A 16114-nucleotide genomic window follows, 5' to 3' on the forward strand; every position below is an offset into this window, starting at 1 on the left:
GAGCCCGATTTCTCGCGCTCGCTCTTCAAATCCCGCTAATTGGAGGTAGCCTCAGCCACCTCCGCCGATAGCGTTAGCCCTCGCCAGCGGCTTGACTTTGCAGTTGCACGTAATTCTCAAGGCCCATGTTTTTGATCATATCAAACTGGGTTTCGAGAAAATCGACATGCTCTTCCTCATTGTCGAGGATCATCGCGAATAGATCGCGGCTGACATAGTCGCGCACGCTCTCGCAATACTCAACCGCATCGCGCAGCAGCGGGATCGCGTCTTCCTCAAGCGCCATGTCCGCCTTGAGGATTTCCTCAACCGTCTCGCCCACTCGCAATTTGTGCACGGCTTGGAAGTTGGGCAGCCCATTGAGGAACAGCACACGCTCAGCCAATTTGTCGGCATGCTCCATCTCCTCGATGGATTCCTTGCGTTCATAAGCAGCTAGTTTCGCCACCCCCCAATCGTCGAGCACACGGTAATGCAACCAATATTGGTTGATCGCCGTAAGCTCATTAGTGAGCGCTTTATTGAGAAATTCGATGACCTTTGCGTCGCCCTTCATGGCAAACTCCTGTAATATCCGATTGGCCCGCCACATAGGGTGAGAAGGGTCAGTCTTACAAGGGCAGAGGGGCCGAAAAATGGCGGAATTCCGCCACTTGCGAGCGATTAGCGTTAGCGGGTTTTGAGGCTAAGCTGCGACGGGTTCGCAGGCCGCAAGACGTTCTTCGAACAGGATCTGGTCAGCTTCAGAGAGACATTGGCCGCAGTTTGGGGTCTTGCCCAGCTTGGCGTAGACCGCCTCCGCATCGCCCGAACAGCTTTTCGCCGCGCGGCGAAGGTCAGTTTCCCGGATAGCGTTACAAATGCATGTATACATTCGGCCCTGATCTCCTGCGAGTGATTCGCAGTAGCTAGTTTATGCGACTTATTCTCAATAGCAAGCGCTTTTGCGAGCCATTCGCACTTAAACAGGGCCATATATCTGAATTAATTCGCTTTTTGCGATCACAAAGATCGAAAAAACTGCGTGCCTACAGTGGCTGAATTGGATTTGCTTGCGTTTTCGCGTGAATAGCTTGAACCTCAGTTCATGAAGCAATCTCTAATACTCCTTTGCGCCGCAACGGTTTTGGCCTTGGGCACACCGGCACTTGCGCAGGAGCCGAACGCGCCTGCCCAGAATGAGCCGCCACTGCCCAACAGCGGAGAATCTGCCGCAGAGCAGGAAATCCCACTCAGCGCTCTTTTCTTTATGATGCAGCAAACCGATGAGTTCGCAGCCATCCAAAATGAGTTGCTGGAACTTATGCTGGCGAAAGGCGAGCCTCTCCAAGATTGGTCAACGCGCGGTACCGATATGCTTGAGGTGCTGGCTCAATTCGAGGCTCTCAATGGTTCAGCCTTCCGCCTAGAGGAAGACGAAACTTCCACCTCGATTATTTATTTGGGAGAACCGCAATCGCTTTTGCCTGACACATATATTCGGGAGCGGATCTATGACGGCTCAACGACCGGCGACATAGAAACTCTCTTGATATCTGTCGCGCCTGACCTGTGGCTGGAACTGGTTGGCGGGTTTACCATGCGCGGCACAGCGCAATGCGCAAATGGCATTTTTACAATGGATGTGCTGTCGAAAAACGTGGCATCTCAATGGGACAATATCCACTTGAGCGCTGTTGCGATCCTGCAATCCATGCTTGTGGCGTTGGATACCCTTGATATTTGCACGGTCTCTGAGCGCAATGACGATGGCAGCTACACGTCACTGGTGGTTGACGGCGCTGGGACCCGGATGGCTGCACTTAACGAGGACGTTTCTCGCGAAACAATCGTAACGCGCGACGATGCTCTTGAAGCGATCGCAAGGGCGAACAGCAGGCCGGACACTTTTGCTGAGTAGCCACTATCGCCTGAGGGCGAATAGCCTGCCATATGTCAGGCACCGCCACAGCCACTCAAGCGGTCCATAGCGGTAGCGATCAAGCCACGGCCTGGACCATGCCAGCATCAATATGCAGGTCAGTAGGGTTACGACATAGAGCTCGCCGCGCGTCAGCTCTCCATAGAGCCCACCTGCCCAACCGTGGAACACGAACAGCATCACGACTGAGGTGCCAAGGTAATTGGTGAAGGCGGCGCGGCCCGCCGCGGATACGCGCTGCGCCAGCCACCCACCAGCATGCCGCCCCCACAACGCCAAAAGCGCGGCCAAGCCCAATGTCATCGCCAAACGCGGGAAATGCGACCAGCCCGTAAACGCCGCAAGCGTGCCATAATAGTCAAATCCATCTGCACGCGCGGCAAGCGCGATGGGCACATGCGCTGCCGCACCCACAAGAAGCCCTATCCAGCCCCACATCCTTTGCTTGGTCTGATTGAGGCCGCCAATGAACAAACCCATGCGATACAGCGCCATACCAATTAGCATGAGCGGCAGAGTCTCAAACGCGAATAGGAAGAGTGTGAAGGCCAAATCAGAAGCGTGCTCCGTGAAATTGCGCGCAACGTGTTCGGCATAATCGCCGCTCCGAATAATTTCCGCCTCAAGCACCCCGCCCGCAAGTTCCTCCGCTTTGCTTGCCTCCATTTCGGCGACTTGCTCTTCCCCGAACGCGCCGGATGCTGACGCTTCCATGGCCGCGCCCATGCCCATGTAAAGGAGACCGCCAAAAAGATATCCCAAGACGCCCAAAAGCAATTGCCGCTTGGCCGAGAGCTTGATGAACAGCAGAGCGAGCAGGCCGGCGACAGAGTACAAAAAGAGGATATCGCCGCGCCAGATAAAGAAGAAATGCACAAGGCCGAAGAGCCCGAGCAGCAATAGACGCCGCACTTGCAGCCCCCTGCCCGCACCCTTCGCCCAGGCGTTTTCCATAAACAGATAAAGCCCAGCACCAAATAGCAGCGTGAAGAGGCCGCGCATCTTGCCATCAATGAGCACAAATTGCGCTACCCACATCCACCCTTCCGCTTCGCCATGCGGCGTGAGGAAGGCGGCGGGATACATATAGGCAGAGAAAGGTTGACCAAAGGCGACGATGTTGGCTGCCAAAATCCCCATCACAGCAAGCCCGCGGATAAAATCGAGACTGGCAATACGCGTGCCGGATTCCGCGACCGGAACAGCAACGTCTCCTACGCTTGCAGGTAGATCATCACCCGCTGGCTGCTCAGAACTTGCTGTACCCGTCATCCTGCCCTCCGTTACGCACCAACTGCTTTAGCACCCTAACACAGAAGGGAAAGAGCCAGCCGCATAAGGAGAAGGCATATGCTCAGGCGTGTGACGTCATAGCTTCAACAAGCCCTTTCTCGATTTATTAACGGCAATGCGCCGGTGTGCCTAAAGGGGCAATCGCGCCCGTAAGAAGCGCTTAGATAAGCGGCCTCGCTGCGCAATCATTGCGTCTGGTTAACCTAAAATTAGTTCTAGTCTGCGATCTCAATGGCAGACGTCACTGATGCTCGGTGGCGGTGAACAAGCAACCTAGGGCTTAACACAGGGGGACAAGGCCGTGAGAGTACTGGCTTTGGCATCACAAAAGGGTGGTTCCGGCAAAACAACTTTGTCTGGACATCTTGCCGTCCAGGCCCAGCGCGCAGGCGCTGGACCAGTCGTATTGATTGACATCGATCCGCAAGGATCACTCGCCGATTGGTGGAATGAACGCGAGGATGATTATCCTGCCTTTGCGCAAACCACAGTTGCGCGTCTCGCCAATGATTTGGCAGTGTTGCGCCAGCAAGGCTTTAAACTGGCCGTGCTCGACACACCGCCAGCCATCACCATGGCAATCCAATCGGTTATCTCTGTTGCAGAGCTGATCGTTGTCCCAACCCGCCCGAGCCCGCATGATCTGCGCGCTGTTGGTGCGACCGTTGATTTGTGTGAGCGTGCTGCCAAGCCATTGGTCTTCGTGATCAATGCGGCAACGCCAAAAGCAAAGATCACCTCGGAAGCTGCTGTGGCGCTGTCACAGCACGGCACCGTGGCCCCGATCACATTGCATCACCGCACCGACTTTGCTGCCTCAATGATTGATGGCCGCACAGTTATGGAAGTTGATCCAGATAGCCGCAGTGCTGCCGAAATGGTCGCGCTCTGGAAATATATCTCGGACCGGCTTGAGAAGAACTTCCGCCGTACAGTCTTTGCTGCACCTAACACCACTCAGGTTGCATCAGCTGGCACACAGCGCCAAGGCGGCGGCTTTGGTCGCCGGGTCGCGCAATAGCGCCAAGATTTGCAGCGGAGCTCAATTATGTCCGACACTTCATTCGCCTCGCTCTGCCCGACCTTGCTTGCACGCAAGGGGGGAGCAAAGCCTGCCATGCGGCCTCAGCTAGGGATGCTGGGCAAGCCAGACGGCAAGCTAGCTGCGGCCAATCTGGAAGATCTGGGTTGGAACGATATGGGCGATGCCGCAGCAGCGGACGCCAGTGATACCAATGTTGTGTCGCTCAACGCAGACAACGAGCAGACAGCATTCGCGAACCTTGCCGCTCAAGATCCTGCAACGGACAACCCTGTGCAAGACAGCCTTGAGCAGCTCTCAGCTCAAATTGAGAAGACTAAACGGAAGCGCAAATCGGCAACGGTCCCTTCCCTTAATGGTGGATCAAAGCGTGCAGCCTTTACCTTGCGGCTTGATGCAGAGCGCCATTTGCGCCTGCGCCTCGCCAGCACAATCCGCAATTGCAGCGCACAGCAATTCGTAACCGAAGCGCTTGATGCAATGCTCGACAATATGCCCGAAATCGACGGCCTCGCTGCCCAAGTGCAGCGTAGCTAAGCCAAGCAAATTCACGAAGATAATTCCCGAAGGAGGGAGACCCCATGAGCAAGCCAAAAACAGCTAGCAACAAACGGATCATCGGACTTGCCGTCACGACAGCTCTTGCCAGCGCAACGCTGGCCGGCTGCACAGGCAAAGCCGCGCCGCAGGCGTCTTATTCTTCTGCGCAAGCAGAGATGGCGATGGCCAAGGGCAAAACAAGCAAAGCTGTCAGCCATGCTGAAGCTGCCGTTTTGGCTGCGCCGCGTGTTGCTGAAAACCGCGCAGTGCTTGGTTCAACCTATATGGAAGCAGGCCGGTTTGCGTCTGCTGCCACGACTTATGGCGAAGCACTTGAGCTTGGCGACACATCATCACGCACAATCGTCAGCTATGCTCTGGCACAGCTTGCCAGCGGTGATCAGCGCGGCGCTCTGTCCACGCTCGACACATATGAAGCGCAGCTTGATCCAGCTGACTTCGGCCTCGCTGTTGCAATGGCTGGTCGCCCCCAACAAGGCGTGCACGTTCTGGGCAACGCTCTGCGCTCTGGTCAGAACACCGCAAAAGTTCGTCAGAACCTGGCCTATGCTTTCGCCCTCAAGGGTGACTGGCGCTCAGCACGTCTGATGGTTGCACAAGATCTTCCGGCTGACAAAGTTGGCGATCGTTTGGGCCAATGGGCTACGACCTCTGCACCGGGGCTGCACCACGCACGCGTCGCAAGCCTTCTCGGCGTGCCAATGGTTGCCGATAGCGGTCAGCCGATTGCTCTTGCGCTTTCAAATCACCCCAGCGTGCCAATGCTGGCGGCGGAAAACACCGTGAAGCCAGAAGCCGCTAAGGTTCCTGCTGCACCAAAGCTCGCCGCCAATGGCGAATTGCCACCGGTCAGCGAGTGGGCATCTGCGACGCCTGCAAAGCCTGCCGTGAAGAAACCAGCTGCTAAGCCTATGAAGGTTGCTGCTGAGAAACCCGCACCGCGCGTTGCATCAAAGCCTGCTCCAAAAGCAGCGCCGAAAATTGCGAAGGCGGCTGTTCCAACGCCTAAGCCGACCACTGCTCCAAAAGCAGCGGTAAAGCCCGCCCCGGTCAAAACAGCTAAGGCTCCGGCGAAAACCGTAAACGGCGTTAAGTTTGCGAGCGGTGAAGTCGTGCAGAAAATACCGCACACTCAGCTCGCCTCAACGGCAAGCCCCGCTAAGAAGCCATCTTCCAAGCCTGCGGCAAAGCCAGCTCCTAAAATGGCGAAAGCTGAAAGCGGCAATTACCGCGTCCAGCTCGGTTCATATTTCTCAATGAGCGATGCTCAAGCGGCCTGGAAAGTCTTCCTCGCCCGTCACCCAGAGCTTGAGGGTTCACAAAAGGTGATCTCGAAAGCCAAGGTCAAAGGCAAAATCTACTACCGCGTCGCGGCCGGTGGTTACGCCAAGGCTTCCGCAGTGAGCATGTGTTCAAAAGTTAAGCGCGGCGGTGCAGGTTGCATTGCTTACGCTGCCAATAACCCGCTGCCTGGAACAATCGACAATGATGTCAGGGTTGCGGCACGCTAAATCTAAAGGGCCCCCAAGCCCTGCGGTAAGCGTACTCCATCTAAAGACTAGCAAAGCCCCTTCCGGAGCAATCCGGGAGGGGTTTTCTTTTTAGTCTGCGAGCCTTGCCACCCGCTCCCTCCACCGTTCTACCGGAGCCTACCACGACACTATCTGGATGGAAGGGTGGAGGGCGCGGGTGGCTTGGACCTCATTCGAGAAAACTAAACCGCCACACCGCCCTTATAAAGCGCCGTCACCCGGCCTTGCGTGGGCTGGCCATCAAACGGCGTATTGCCGGCAGTCGCCGCCATCTTCGCGCTTTGAACGATCCAGGGCTTGTCCGGATCAACCAGCGCGATATCCGCCTCATACCCCTCGCGCAGAGCGCCAGCCTCGACGTCCAAGAGCCGCGCTGGAGCGCCCGCCACAAGATCAAAGGCGCGCGCCATGTCGATCACCTCATCCCGCACCAGCCCCAGTACCATGGCCAGCAATGTCTCTGCGCCCGCCATGCCTGGCTCTGCATCGGCAAAGGGCAAGCGTTTATCCTCCGGCCCGCGTGGATCATGGCCCGAGGCGATCATGTCGATCGTGCCGTCAGCAATCGCTTCGCGCACGGCCTGCCGGTCATCCTCGCTGCGCAGTGGCGGCGAGAGACGCGCAAAGCTACGGAAATCGGCCATCGCGAGATCGGACAGCATGAAATGCGCTGGTGTGACGCCCGCCGTAATCGCCGCGCCGCGCGCCTTCGCCTGCCGTACCAGATCGAGCCCTGCCCTTGTGGTCACTTGGCGGAAATGAACCCGCGCGCCGGACATTTCGGCAAGCGCAATATCGCGGGCGAGCGCCAGTGTCTCTGCCGCCGCCGGTGCACTGGGAAGGCCAAGCCGCGTCGCCATTTCGCCCGCCGTCGCGACTGCATCTCCTACAATATCGGCGTCTTCGGAATGCGCGATCACTGGCAGATTAAGGCTAGCGGCATATTGCAGCAGACGCAGCATAACACCGCTATCGCTGATCCATTTCCGCCCCGTCGCGGCACCGCGCGCGCCTGCATCCTTCATCAGCGCGATCTCGGCCAGATCACCGCCCGCCAAATTGCGCGTCGCAGCGGCCATTGGGTGCACCCACAGGTCCGGCTTGCCGCTCTTGGCAATATACGAAACACGGCTGGGCAGATCGAGCGGCGGCGCCTGATCCGGCATCAATGCCGCGCGCGTGATCCCGCCAAAATGAAAGGCGGGCTTGTCAATCGCAAACACACCGCAATCAACGAGCCCCGGCGCAATAAGATTTCCGCGCGTATCGACAACCTCATCGCCATCTTGCGGAGTGACGTCGCCGAGTGCAGCGATCCGTCCATCCACTAGACGCACGGAACCTGCGACGACGCCACCGGGCGTAATTAGCTGACCATTGGTGATGCAAAGAGGCGCCCGCTGCTTCATGCCGTCCACCCCTCAAGCCCGCGAGCCGACCGAGTCAGCACATCGAGGCAGGCCATGCGAATTGCGACCCCCATTTCCACTTGGCGCGTGATGATGGATTGGTCGATCAAATCGGCCACTTCACTATCGATCTCAACCCCTCGGTTCATCGGGCCAGGATGCATCACCAGCGCGTCCGGCGCGCACGCCTGCAAACGCTTTTTCGTGAGACCATAAAGGTGATGATACTCACGCTCTGAAGGGATAAACTGACCACTCATCCGTTCGGTTTGAAGCCGCAGCATCATCACCACATCTGCTCCATCCAAAGCAGCATCGAAATCATGGAAGACCTCCGCCCCCATAGCTCCAATCCCGGCCGGCATCAGCGCAGGGGGCGCACAAAGGCGAACCGTCGCGCCCAAGGCTTGAAGGCATAGCAAGTTCGATCGCGCGACCCTGCTATGCAAAATATCACCGCAGATGACGATTGTGTGGCCGGTGAAGTCCTCTGATGCTTCACCCCGCGCATCCAGCGCTTGGCGCAAAGCCAGTGCATCAAGCAATGCCTGCGTCGGGTGTTCATGGCTGCCATCACCTGCGTTCAAAACTGGGCAATCGACCTTGCTCGCAATCAGCTGTGTCGCACCGCTTGAACCGTGACGTATCACAATCGCATCCGGGCGCATGGCGTTAAGCGTAGTCGCCGTGTCGATCAGCGTCTCACCCTTTTTCACGCTCGATTGCGCGGCATGCATATTGACCACATCGGCGCCGAGCCGTTTACCGGCAATCTCAAAACTGAGCAGCGTGCGGGTCGAGTTTTCGAAGAACGCATTGATAATTGTTTGCCCGGCGAGCGCGTCATTGTGCTTGTTCGATTGGCGATTAAGTTCGATCCATTGTTCTGCTTCATCAAGCAGGAAAAGGATTTCATGGCGTTCAAGCTGGCCAATGCCGGTTAAATCGCGATGCGGGAATGCAAGACGGCCCGCTGGATAGCGGCCATTTTGCGAGAGGTCTTTCGGCGATGTCATTAAAGCAAGCCCCCTAGTCGAGCCCAGTCAGCTGCTCAAGCGATTTGTGTGGCGATTTTCCGTGGTGTTTTCTTAATTCATCCCTAGTTAAAGAGGTGAAACAGGTTTCTTTAGAGGTGTAAAATGCGTTTTGCGGGCCGGATCTGGCGTCTGCTGGTGGGTGTGAAAGACGGGCTGGTCCTGCTGTTCATGCTGCTTTTCTTCTGGGCTCTATTCGCAGCTCTCACTAATCGGCCCAGTCCGGCGCAAGTACGCGAGGGGGCGTTGCTGCTCGATCTCGATGGCTTGATTGTTGAGGAACGCACACAGATCGACCCAATCGAAGCTTTCGTCTCTGGCCAGACACCAATGCCGGAAACCCAAGCGCGCGATTTGGTAAAAGCGATTGACGCAGCGGCCAAGGATGACCGGATCAAGGCCGTCGTGCTTGATCTTGATGGCTTTTTGGGCGGCGGCCAAGTCAATCTGCAAACCATTGGTGAAGCGCTTGACCGGGTTCGTGCGGCCGACAAGCCAGTGCTTGCTTACGCGACAGCCTATTTCGACGATTCCATCCTACTCGCATCGCATGCGAGTGAGATCTGGATGGATCCACTCGGCGGCGCGATAGTCGCCGGCCCTGGCGGTGGAAGGCTGTATTATGGCGAACTGCTTGACCAGCTCAACATCAATGCGCGCATCTACAAAGTCGGCACGTATAAAAGCGCTGTCGAGCCGTACGACCGCAATTCCATGTCTGCCGAAGCGCGTGAAAATGCGACTGCTTTATACAGCGCGCTATGGGAAGAATGGCAAGCACACGTCAAGAAGGCGCGGCCCGAGATTGAGCTTGACCAGATTACCAGCGACCCGGTGCGTTGGGTCAACGCGGCTGAGGGTGACTTTGGCACAGCGGCTCTGAACGCAAAGCTCATCGACAAGCTCGGCAGCCGGTATGAATTTGAAACGCGCGTGGCAGAGCTGGTGGGTGAGGATAGCGCGGGCGACACAGCCTATGTCGCAACCAACCTAGGTCCATGGCTGCAATCTGTCGGAACAGACACATCAGGCAAGCCGATCGGCGTGGTGACAATCGCTGGCGAAATCGTTGATGGCCAGGCTGGGCCTGGAGTTGCGGGCGGAGCTCGTATCGCAGAATTGCTCGACGAGGCGTTAGACGACGACTTGGCCGCATTGGTTGTGCGCGTGGATTCCCCAGGCGGCTCTGTGCTCGCAAGTGAGGAAATCCGTAACGCGATCCTGCGACACAAAGCGAATGACATTCCGATCACCGTTTCCATGGGCAATGTCGCTGCAAGCGGCGGCTATTGGGTGGCAACGCCTGCTGACCGCATTTTTGCCGAACCCGAAACGATCACTGGTTCAATCGGTATCTTCGCGGTTCTTCCCACTTTTGAAGGTCTGGCCACTGAATGGGGTATCGATGTCGATGGTGTGCAAACCACACCGCTCTCGGGGCAACCAGACTTCGTCGGTGGGTTCACACCCGAAGTGGACGCGATCCTGCAAGCCTCGATCGAAAACGGCTATCAGGACTTCCTTACCCGCGTGGGCGATGCTCGCAATCTCAGCCTCGAAGAAGTTGATCGGATTGGTCAGGGCCGCGTCTGGGATGGCGGCACAGCGCGCCAGATCGGGCTGGTCGATCAATATGGCGGGCTTTCAACTGCAATTGCCTGGGCAGCCGAACAGGCTAAGCTTGGCGAAGGTGAGTGGCATGTGAAGTATTTGGGTACGCCGCCAAGCGCTTATGATTCGTTCCTGCGGCAAATGTTCTTCGGCACAGAAACCGAAACCAGCAGTACAGCTCGGGGCGATATCGTTGCACACATTGCCAGCGCGCAGCACCGCCATCTCGGCCAAGTGCAGGCCGATCTTGACCGGTTGCTGAGTGCAAATGGTGCGCAGGCGTATTGTCTGGAATGCCCTGCACCGCAGCGGGCTGTGTCCGACAAGAACGCCGCGCAAAGCTGGCTCGGATTGTTCCTAAAAGGGTTTGCCGACTAGGCCGCGCTACTCGGCGTTCGGCAGTTCCTTTTCGAACACATCTGGCCCGCCGAAAGAGCGCGGTTCCTGTGTCCAATCGCCCTTGGCGAACACGACGGTGTCTGTATCCAGCATGTCATGCACTGCATAGCGATCATAAGTTATGTGAATGAAGTCCGGCTTGCCCCAGATGCGCACCGCATTCCAATAGCGCTCATCGCGAAAGCCAACGAAATGCAGAGCAGGTTTCGGCGGAGGCGGCGCGCTCACCTGGGTTCAAGCGCTTGCTAGCGCACTTTCATCTTGGCCAAAGCTGCCCTCGCGTTGAATATCGAAGTCTCGCACATAATCGCCGAGTTCCTGATGGACGCGGGTCCCTGTCAGCCCAAACTGCTCCAGCGTATAATTATGCGGGTGACGCTTAAGGCTTTTGGATCGCTCTAGAAACGCCTCCATGCCAGATACCGCAGGTTCCATATCAAGGTCCAAGAAGCCATAAACCCGCTCCATCGTGCCGCGCCAATCGCGGTCCATGTCCTCATAACGCACGTCAATCATGCGGTCTGCCGGTATGCTCTCACGTGCGGCGCGCATCCTCTCAATCTGGAGCTTGGTTTTCAGCAGCCATTCCTCGCCAATCGTCGCAGCATCCGCATGATCGGAATAGATAATCGTCTGATTCCAAGCGAGTGAGGCGGCGCTGCCCACCACTTGCTGAGGATCGCGGTGGCTAAAAATCAGCCGCGCATCGGGGAAGGTTTTCAAAAGCGCTGGTAAATCCAGCATGTGCTGCGGCGTTTTGAGGATCCACGGGCGAATGCTGGAGGTTTGCTGAGACCAGCCAACCAGCCGCAAGAGATCCGCCATATAGGCATAGGCGGGCGCGGGGTCCTGCCCTTCACACCAGCGGCCATAACTTGGCACATGCCACTGCGCTTCATGCTTCATGCCCCACATGCTTGCGACCAGCAGGCCAAGCTCCTCCTCCGGCTCAAACGGTCCGGTGGGGTGGATGGATAGCGTGCGCGGATTGGCGAGGCGCGCGACTTTCATGATCCGCGCGGCCAGCACTGGGCGAAAATCGTTCTTTTTGCCTGCCAGCACGTCCTCAAAACCCGGGCGCGGAACCGGGCTGATCGTTTCAAAGCTGCGCATATGCGAGAACCGCTGATCACTCGCCAGCAATCGGTGCAGCCGCGTGGTGCCCGAGCGCATGGGGCCAACAATAATGACCGGGCGCTTGATTGGCCGCGCAAGGATTTCGGGGTGCTTCTTGAACCACATCTGCGCCAGCAGCCGGTCGCGCAGCACATGATGAAACTGTTTCATCGCCGACCACTCACCGGCTGCATTGAGCCGCGCCTCCTCGCGGATAGCGTCTAGCAAGACCTCCAATGGCCGCTCGAACCAACTATCGCCAAAGTCATCAAGGCCAGCCGCGGCAGACGCCTGATCAAGCAGGAACTGCTTCTCCAATCGTGGCACATCCGCAAACCCCAGGCGGCGGCCCGCCCTCATTGTGCGATCAAGCAGACCGATAAACGAAGTTCTTGTGGGTGGCTGCGAAGAGACGCTCTGCACGATTACTCTATTTGGATGGAGTGGAGGATTCACTCGGTTGCCCAGCGGTTTAACGGATCGACTACTGGGATCAAGAGAGCTAGGCGCATTCACGCACATCTGCGTGCAGGTGTGATCCCTGCTTGCGATCCCCTCTGGCAATTATCCACGCGCGCGGGCATAGGCTCTCGGCCATGCATGATATACGCGTAATCAGAGACGATCCCGCAGCTTTCGACGCAGCTTTGGCGCGGCGCGGGCTGGAGCCGGTTAGCCCCAACATTCTCGCGCTCGACGCTAAGCGGCGCGAGGTCACGACCAAGCTGCAAGAGGCGCAAAGCCGCCGTAACGAAGCCTCCAAAGCCATCGGTCAGGCAATGGGTCAGGGTGACACGGACAAGGCCGAGGCGCTGAAGGCGGAAGTTGCTGAACTGAAGCAAACTATGCCTGCTTTGGAGGAAGAGGATCGAAAGCTGGGTGATGAGCTAAGGATGACCCTACTCTCACTGCCAAACGTTCTCGACCCAAGCGTGCCCGATGGTGAAAGCGAAGATGACAATGTCTATTTGCGTGAATGGGGAGAAAAGCCTGAGTTTGATTTTGAGCCGCAAGAACACGCCGATTTCGCACCCGAACTGGGCATGGATTTTGAGACCGGCGCGAAGATATCCGGCGCGCGTTTTACATTCCTGCGCGGTGACATCGCGCGCCTGCACCGCGCACTGGGTCAGTTCATGCTCGACAACAACACTCAGGAACATGGCTTTGTTGAATGCAACCCGCCGCTGCTGATCTCTGAAGAGGCAGGCTATGGGACCGGTCAATTGCCTAAATTTGGCGAAGACTTGTTTCGTACAACCGATAACCGACTGCTCATCTCAACCTCTGAAATGGTGCTGGGGAACTCTTTCCGAGAACAGCTCTTCGTTGAGACTGACTTTCCGATGCGCCTGACCGCGCTAACCCCATGTTTCAGATCAGAAGCCGGCGCGGCAGGCCGTGACACGCGTGGTTTCATCCGCCAGCATCAATTTGAGAAAGTCGAGATGATTGTGGCCGCGCTTCCCGAACAGGCGGAAGCTGAACTGGAGCGCATCACTGCAATTGCCGAGGGATTGTTGCAGAAGCTGGGCCTGCATTACCGCGTAATGGCGCTATGCGCAGGTGATATGGGATCGGCCATGATGAAGACCTATGATCTGGAGGTCTGGCTTCCCGGACAAGGCGCATATCGCGAGATCAGCTCATGCTCGAATGGTGGGACCTATCAACCGCGCCGGATGAATGCCCGCTATCGCCCGGAGGGTGAGAAGAAGAGCGAGTATTTCCATCTTCTCAACGGCTCCGGCCTCGCGGTAGGCCGTACGCTGGTGGCGATCATTGAGAACTACCAACAGGCCGATAGCAGCGTTACCGTTCCCGAGGTTCTCCTCCCCTATATGGGCGGCGTCACAAAGCTGGTGCCAGCCGCATAATGCGCATTCTTCTCACCAATGATGATGGGATCAACGCGCCGGGTCTTGAGGTGCTGGAAGAGATCGCCCGCGAGCTCTCCGATGACATCTGGGTCTGCGCACCGTCAGAGGAACAATCGGGCGCGGGCCACTCCCTGACGCTCAATGAACCAGTGCGCCTGCGCCAGCACGGCGAGCGCCGGTTTTCCGTCAGCGGCACGCCGACGGACTCGGTGATGATGGCGCTGCGCAAAGTTATGCCAGATGCGCCTGATCTCATTCTGTCCGGCGTTAATCGAGGGGCTAATCTGGGCGATGACATCACCTATTCCGGCACCGTTTCCGCCGCTATCGAAGGAGCGCTAGCGGGCATCCGTTCCATTGCACTCAGCCAAGTCTACTCGCGCGAAGGCATGGCCGACGCAGTGCCGTTCGATGCGGCGCGCGAATGGGGCACGCGCGTCATCACTCCGCTTCTGGACATACCGCTCGCTGAGCGCACGCTCATCAATGTCAATTTCCCGCCTATCCCCGCGAATGCAGTGAAGGGTATACGCCCCGTGCGTCAGGGCTTTCATGATTACTCGCGCGGTTCTCTCGTCGAAGGCAAGGACCCGCGCGGCTATGACTATTTCTGGTTTGGCCTTCATGCCATTGAGCACACACTTGACCATGGCACCGACCTGGAGGCGATTGCCGAGGGATATGTCGCCGTCACCCCGCTCCAGCTGGATTTGACGCATCATCAATCGCTTGGCACCCTTGCAGACCGCTTCGCAGGATGACACAAGCCTCCCGATGAGTAAGTCCAAAGGACGTATTGCCCAATCGCGTTTCCAGCCGCTGCGACGCGCGGTTAAGATATCGGCATGGGGGGACCTCAGCATCAGGCTGGGGCTGGCGTTTGGACTAATCTTCCTGGTCGTGATGATCCATTGGTGGGACCGCGAAGGTCTGGTCGATGCAGTTGATGGTCACGTCAGCTTTCTGGACGTTGTCTACTTCACCATGATCTCCGTCACGACGACGGGTTTCGGCGATATCACGCCAGTGTCTGACAGTGCGCGCCTGATCGAGGCAGTGATTGTCACGCCCATTCGTTTCGCCGTGTTCTTCATCTTTGTCGGCACAGCCTATAATTTCATTATCAAGCGCAGTTGGGAGAAGTGGCGCATGGCCCGTATCCAAGAGCAATTATCCGATCATATTGTCGTGCTGGGCTTTGGCATCTCCGGCTCCGAAGCGGTTGATGAGCTGATCGAGCGCGGCACCGATCCGCACCGGATCGTCGTAATCGATCCTAGCGAAGAACGTCTCGCCATCGCAGAGAAGATGGGTTGCAATGTCATGGCCGCCGATGCGACGCGCGATGACACGCTCAAGGCTATCCGCATTACTGAGGCCCAGAATGTGCTGGTTTCGGCGGGGCGCGATGACACATCAATCCTGATTGTGCTGACCGTGCGCGCAATGGCACCGGATATGCCGATTAGCGTAGTTGTCCGCGCGGATGACAACGAATCGCTCGCGCGCCAAGCCGGTGCGAATAATGTGATCAACCCAGTGCGCTTCACCGGCCTCTTGCTCGCGGGCAGCGCCAAAGGCGAGCATATTGCGGATTATCTCGCTGACCTCGCCTCGGTAACGGGCCGGGTCCAGCTGGTCGAGCGCGAGGTTGACCAAGAGGAATGCGGCGGCTCAATCACCAATCTGAAATCTGGCGGGCGCGGCTTGCGGGTTTATCGCGGTGATCAAGTGCTCGGCTTTTGGGAAAAGGCATGTCAGGATTTGCAGCCCGGCGACATTGTGGTCGAAATTGTCCCGACGGAAAACGGCACATCTAACGGCGATGATCATTAGTTTCTGATCACCGAAGTCGCTAAGGCAAAAACGCATGCACCGTTCCCATCGCCAGATAGAACAAGATCCAATAACCCGCGTCGATAAAGAACAGCGCCTTACCCTTTTGGCTGAAGAGGTAATTTGTGCCCAGCGCTGGGATGACAAACCCAACCGCGACACCCAATGCCGTCATCACCTTGGCGACAACTGATAACTCATAATCATAGCTCGCAAAGGTGTGTGCCAGCGTCCAACTCGCAAGCAGTGAGAAGGCGAATGCACCGCCGTAAATCAGGCCCATATTGCCTTCTTTTATCTGCTCTTCGGTGAGGCCGACCGCGCCCATCCATTTCTTGCCCATGATCGGCCCGTACCAGATACCGCCCACGACAAAGCCCATCGCTGCAGCGGCAATGATCCCAATCCAATTTACATCAAACATGTTTCCCTCCCGTCCTTGTTGAGAACCAAGCCACCCACATCCTCCTCCCTACCACC

Annotated in this window: 16 protein-coding genes; 8 read left to right on the top strand and 8 right to left on the bottom strand. The window is 57.3% G+C overall.

Features of this window, described 5'->3' with window-relative positions:
- Positions 1-73: 73 nt before the first annotated feature.
- The gene (bfr, locus tag ACFCXQ_RS00805; protein WP_379552142.1) at positions 74-556 is read right to left on the bottom strand and encodes a bacterioferritin; all 483 of its coding nucleotides are present in this window, start codon (positions 554-556) and stop codon (positions 74-76) included.
- A 129-nt stretch (positions 557-685) separates the two neighbouring features.
- Positions 686-874, bottom strand: coding sequence for a (2Fe-2S)-binding protein (locus tag ACFCXQ_RS00810; RefSeq protein WP_379552144.1), 189 nt, complete (start codon positions 872-874; stop codon positions 686-688).
- 213 nt (positions 875-1087) lie between these two features.
- Between ACFCXQ_RS00810 and ACFCXQ_RS00815 the strand changes: the two genes are divergently transcribed.
- Complete coding sequence (locus ACFCXQ_RS00815) at positions 1088-1900, top strand: hypothetical protein (protein ID WP_379552146.1); 813 nt, start codon at positions 1088-1090, stop codon at positions 1898-1900.
- A 3-nt stretch (positions 1901-1903) separates the two neighbouring features.
- On the opposite strand, the gene ACFCXQ_RS00820 is transcribed toward ACFCXQ_RS00815, so the two are convergent.
- Entirely contained in the window at positions 1904-3193 is a 1290-nt protein-coding gene (locus ACFCXQ_RS00820) for a DUF418 domain-containing protein (protein ID WP_379552148.1), read from the bottom strand.
- Positions 3194-3515: 322 nt separating this feature from the next.
- Between ACFCXQ_RS00820 and ACFCXQ_RS00825 the strand changes: the two genes are divergently transcribed.
- The 3 genes from ACFCXQ_RS00825 to ACFCXQ_RS00835 are packed head-to-tail and all read left to right on the top strand — an operon-like array spanning position 3516 to position 6328.
- Positions 3516-4235, top strand: coding sequence for an AAA family ATPase (locus ACFCXQ_RS00825; RefSeq protein WP_379552150.1), 720 nt, complete (start codon positions 3516-3518; stop codon positions 4233-4235).
- Between the two features lie 27 nt (positions 4236-4262).
- Positions 4263-4793, top strand: coding sequence for a hypothetical protein (locus tag ACFCXQ_RS00830; protein WP_379552152.1), 531 nt, complete (start codon positions 4263-4265; stop codon positions 4791-4793).
- 44 nt (positions 4794-4837) lie between these two features.
- Complete coding sequence (locus ACFCXQ_RS00835; RefSeq protein WP_379552154.1) at positions 4838-6328, top strand: SPOR domain-containing protein; 1491 nt, start codon at positions 4838-4840, stop codon at positions 6326-6328.
- A gap of 203 nt (positions 6329-6531) precedes the next feature.
- Here ACFCXQ_RS00835 and ACFCXQ_RS00840 read toward each other — a convergent pair whose 3' ends face one another.
- Positions 6532-7758, bottom strand: a complete 1227-nt coding sequence (locus tag ACFCXQ_RS00840; RefSeq protein WP_379552156.1) for a dihydroorotase — start codon at positions 7756-7758, stop codon at positions 6532-6534.
- The gene (locus ACFCXQ_RS00845) at positions 7755-8774 is read right to left on the bottom strand and encodes an aspartate carbamoyltransferase catalytic subunit (RefSeq protein ID WP_379552158.1); all 1020 of its coding nucleotides are present in this window, start codon (positions 8772-8774) and stop codon (positions 7755-7757) included. The genes ACFCXQ_RS00840 and ACFCXQ_RS00845 overlap by 4 nt, the downstream gene beginning before the upstream one ends.
- Positions 8775-8897: 123 nt before the next feature.
- Here ACFCXQ_RS00845 and sppA point away from each other — a divergent pair, with 123 nt between their 5' ends.
- A complete protein-coding gene (gene sppA / locus ACFCXQ_RS00850) occupies positions 8898-10781 on the top strand; it encodes a signal peptide peptidase SppA (protein WP_379552160.1) in 1884 nt (627 codons plus the stop codon).
- A gap of 6 nt (positions 10782-10787) precedes the next feature.
- Here the strand turns inward: sppA and ACFCXQ_RS00855 are convergent, their stop codons facing one another.
- Together ACFCXQ_RS00855 and ACFCXQ_RS00860 are read right to left on the bottom strand one after the other, a co-directional pair.
- Positions 10788-11030 carry a hypothetical protein gene (locus ACFCXQ_RS00855; RefSeq protein ID WP_379552162.1) on the bottom strand — a complete coding sequence of 81 codons (243 nt, stop codon included), beginning with the start codon at positions 11028-11030 and terminating at the stop codon, positions 10788-10790.
- A gap of 6 nt (positions 11031-11036) precedes the next feature.
- Positions 11037-12245 (bottom strand): sulfotransferase family protein, encoded by a 1209-nt coding sequence (locus ACFCXQ_RS00860; protein ID WP_379552164.1) that lies wholly within the window; start codon positions 12243-12245, stop codon positions 11037-11039.
- A gap of 269 nt (positions 12246-12514) precedes the next feature.
- On the opposite strand from ACFCXQ_RS00860, the gene serS reads away from it, so the two are divergent.
- From serS to ACFCXQ_RS00875, 3 genes are read left to right on the top strand one after another with little or no spacing between them, the layout of a single operon-like run.
- Positions 12515-13795, top strand: coding sequence for a serine--tRNA ligase (serS, locus tag ACFCXQ_RS00865; RefSeq protein WP_379552166.1), 1281 nt, complete (start codon positions 12515-12517; stop codon positions 13793-13795).
- Complete coding sequence (gene surE, locus ACFCXQ_RS00870) at positions 13795-14559, top strand: 5'/3'-nucleotidase SurE (RefSeq protein WP_379552168.1); 765 nt, start codon at positions 13795-13797, stop codon at positions 14557-14559. Before serS ends, surE begins: the two co-directional genes overlap by 1 nt.
- A 13-nt stretch (positions 14560-14572) precedes the next feature.
- On the top strand, positions 14573-15634 hold the full coding sequence (locus ACFCXQ_RS00875) for a potassium channel family protein (RefSeq protein ID WP_379552170.1): 1062 nt from the start codon (positions 14573-14575) through the stop codon (positions 15632-15634).
- 19 nt (positions 15635-15653) lie between these two features.
- Here ACFCXQ_RS00875 and ACFCXQ_RS00880 read toward each other — a convergent pair whose 3' ends face one another.
- The gene (locus ACFCXQ_RS00880) at positions 15654-16058 is read right to left on the bottom strand and encodes a DUF1761 domain-containing protein (RefSeq protein WP_379552172.1); all 405 of its coding nucleotides are present in this window, start codon (positions 16056-16058) and stop codon (positions 15654-15656) included.
- Positions 16059-16114 lie beyond the last annotated feature (56 nt).

The sequence above is a fragment of the Qipengyuania rhodophyticola genome (assembly GCF_042493225.1).
GTDB lineage: Bacteria > Pseudomonadota > Alphaproteobacteria > Sphingomonadales > Sphingomonadaceae > Erythrobacter.

Bases quoted from the DNA above. Each gene is read 5' to 3' on its own strand.
- ACFCXQ_RS00880 (WP_379552172.1), bottom strand. From the start codon at position 16,058: ATGTTTGATGTAAATTGGATTGGGATCATTGCCGCTGCAGCGATGGGC.
- ACFCXQ_RS00835 (WP_379552154.1), top strand. From the start codon at position 4,838: ATGAGCAAGCCAAAAACAGCTAGCAACAAACGGATCATCGGACTTGCC.
- serS (WP_379552166.1), top strand. From the start codon at position 12,515: ATGCATGATATACGCGTAATCAGAGACGATCCCGCAGCTTTCGACGCA.
- ACFCXQ_RS00875 (WP_379552170.1), top strand. From the start codon at position 14,573: ATGAGTAAGTCCAAAGGACGTATTGCCCAATCGCGTTTCCAGCCGCTG.
- bfr (WP_379552142.1), bottom strand. From the start codon at position 556: ATGAAGGGCGACGCAAAGGTCATCGAATTTCTCAATAAAGCGCTCACT.
- ACFCXQ_RS00830 (WP_379552152.1), top strand. From the start codon at position 4,263: ATGTCCGACACTTCATTCGCCTCGCTCTGCCCGACCTTGCTTGCACGC.
- ACFCXQ_RS00820 (WP_379552148.1), bottom strand. From the start codon at position 3,193: ATGACGGGTACAGCAAGTTCTGAGCAGCCAGCGGGTGATGATCTACCT.
- ACFCXQ_RS00845 (WP_379552158.1), bottom strand. From the start codon at position 8,774: ATGACATCGCCGAAAGACCTCTCGCAAAATGGCCGCTATCCAGCGGGC.
- sppA (WP_379552160.1), top strand. From the start codon at position 8,898: ATGCGTTTTGCGGGCCGGATCTGGCGTCTGCTGGTGGGTGTGAAAGAC.
- ACFCXQ_RS00815 (WP_379552146.1), top strand. From the start codon at position 1,088: ATGAAGCAATCTCTAATACTCCTTTGCGCCGCAACGGTTTTGGCCTTG.
- ACFCXQ_RS00810 (WP_379552144.1), bottom strand. From the start codon at position 874: ATGTATACATGCATTTGTAACGCTATCCGGGAAACTGACCTTCGCCGC.
- ACFCXQ_RS00840 (WP_379552156.1), bottom strand. From the start codon at position 7,758: ATGAAGCAGCGGGCGCCTCTTTGCATCACCAATGGTCAGCTAATTACG.
- surE (WP_379552168.1), top strand. From the start codon at position 13,795: ATGCGCATTCTTCTCACCAATGATGATGGGATCAACGCGCCGGGTCTT.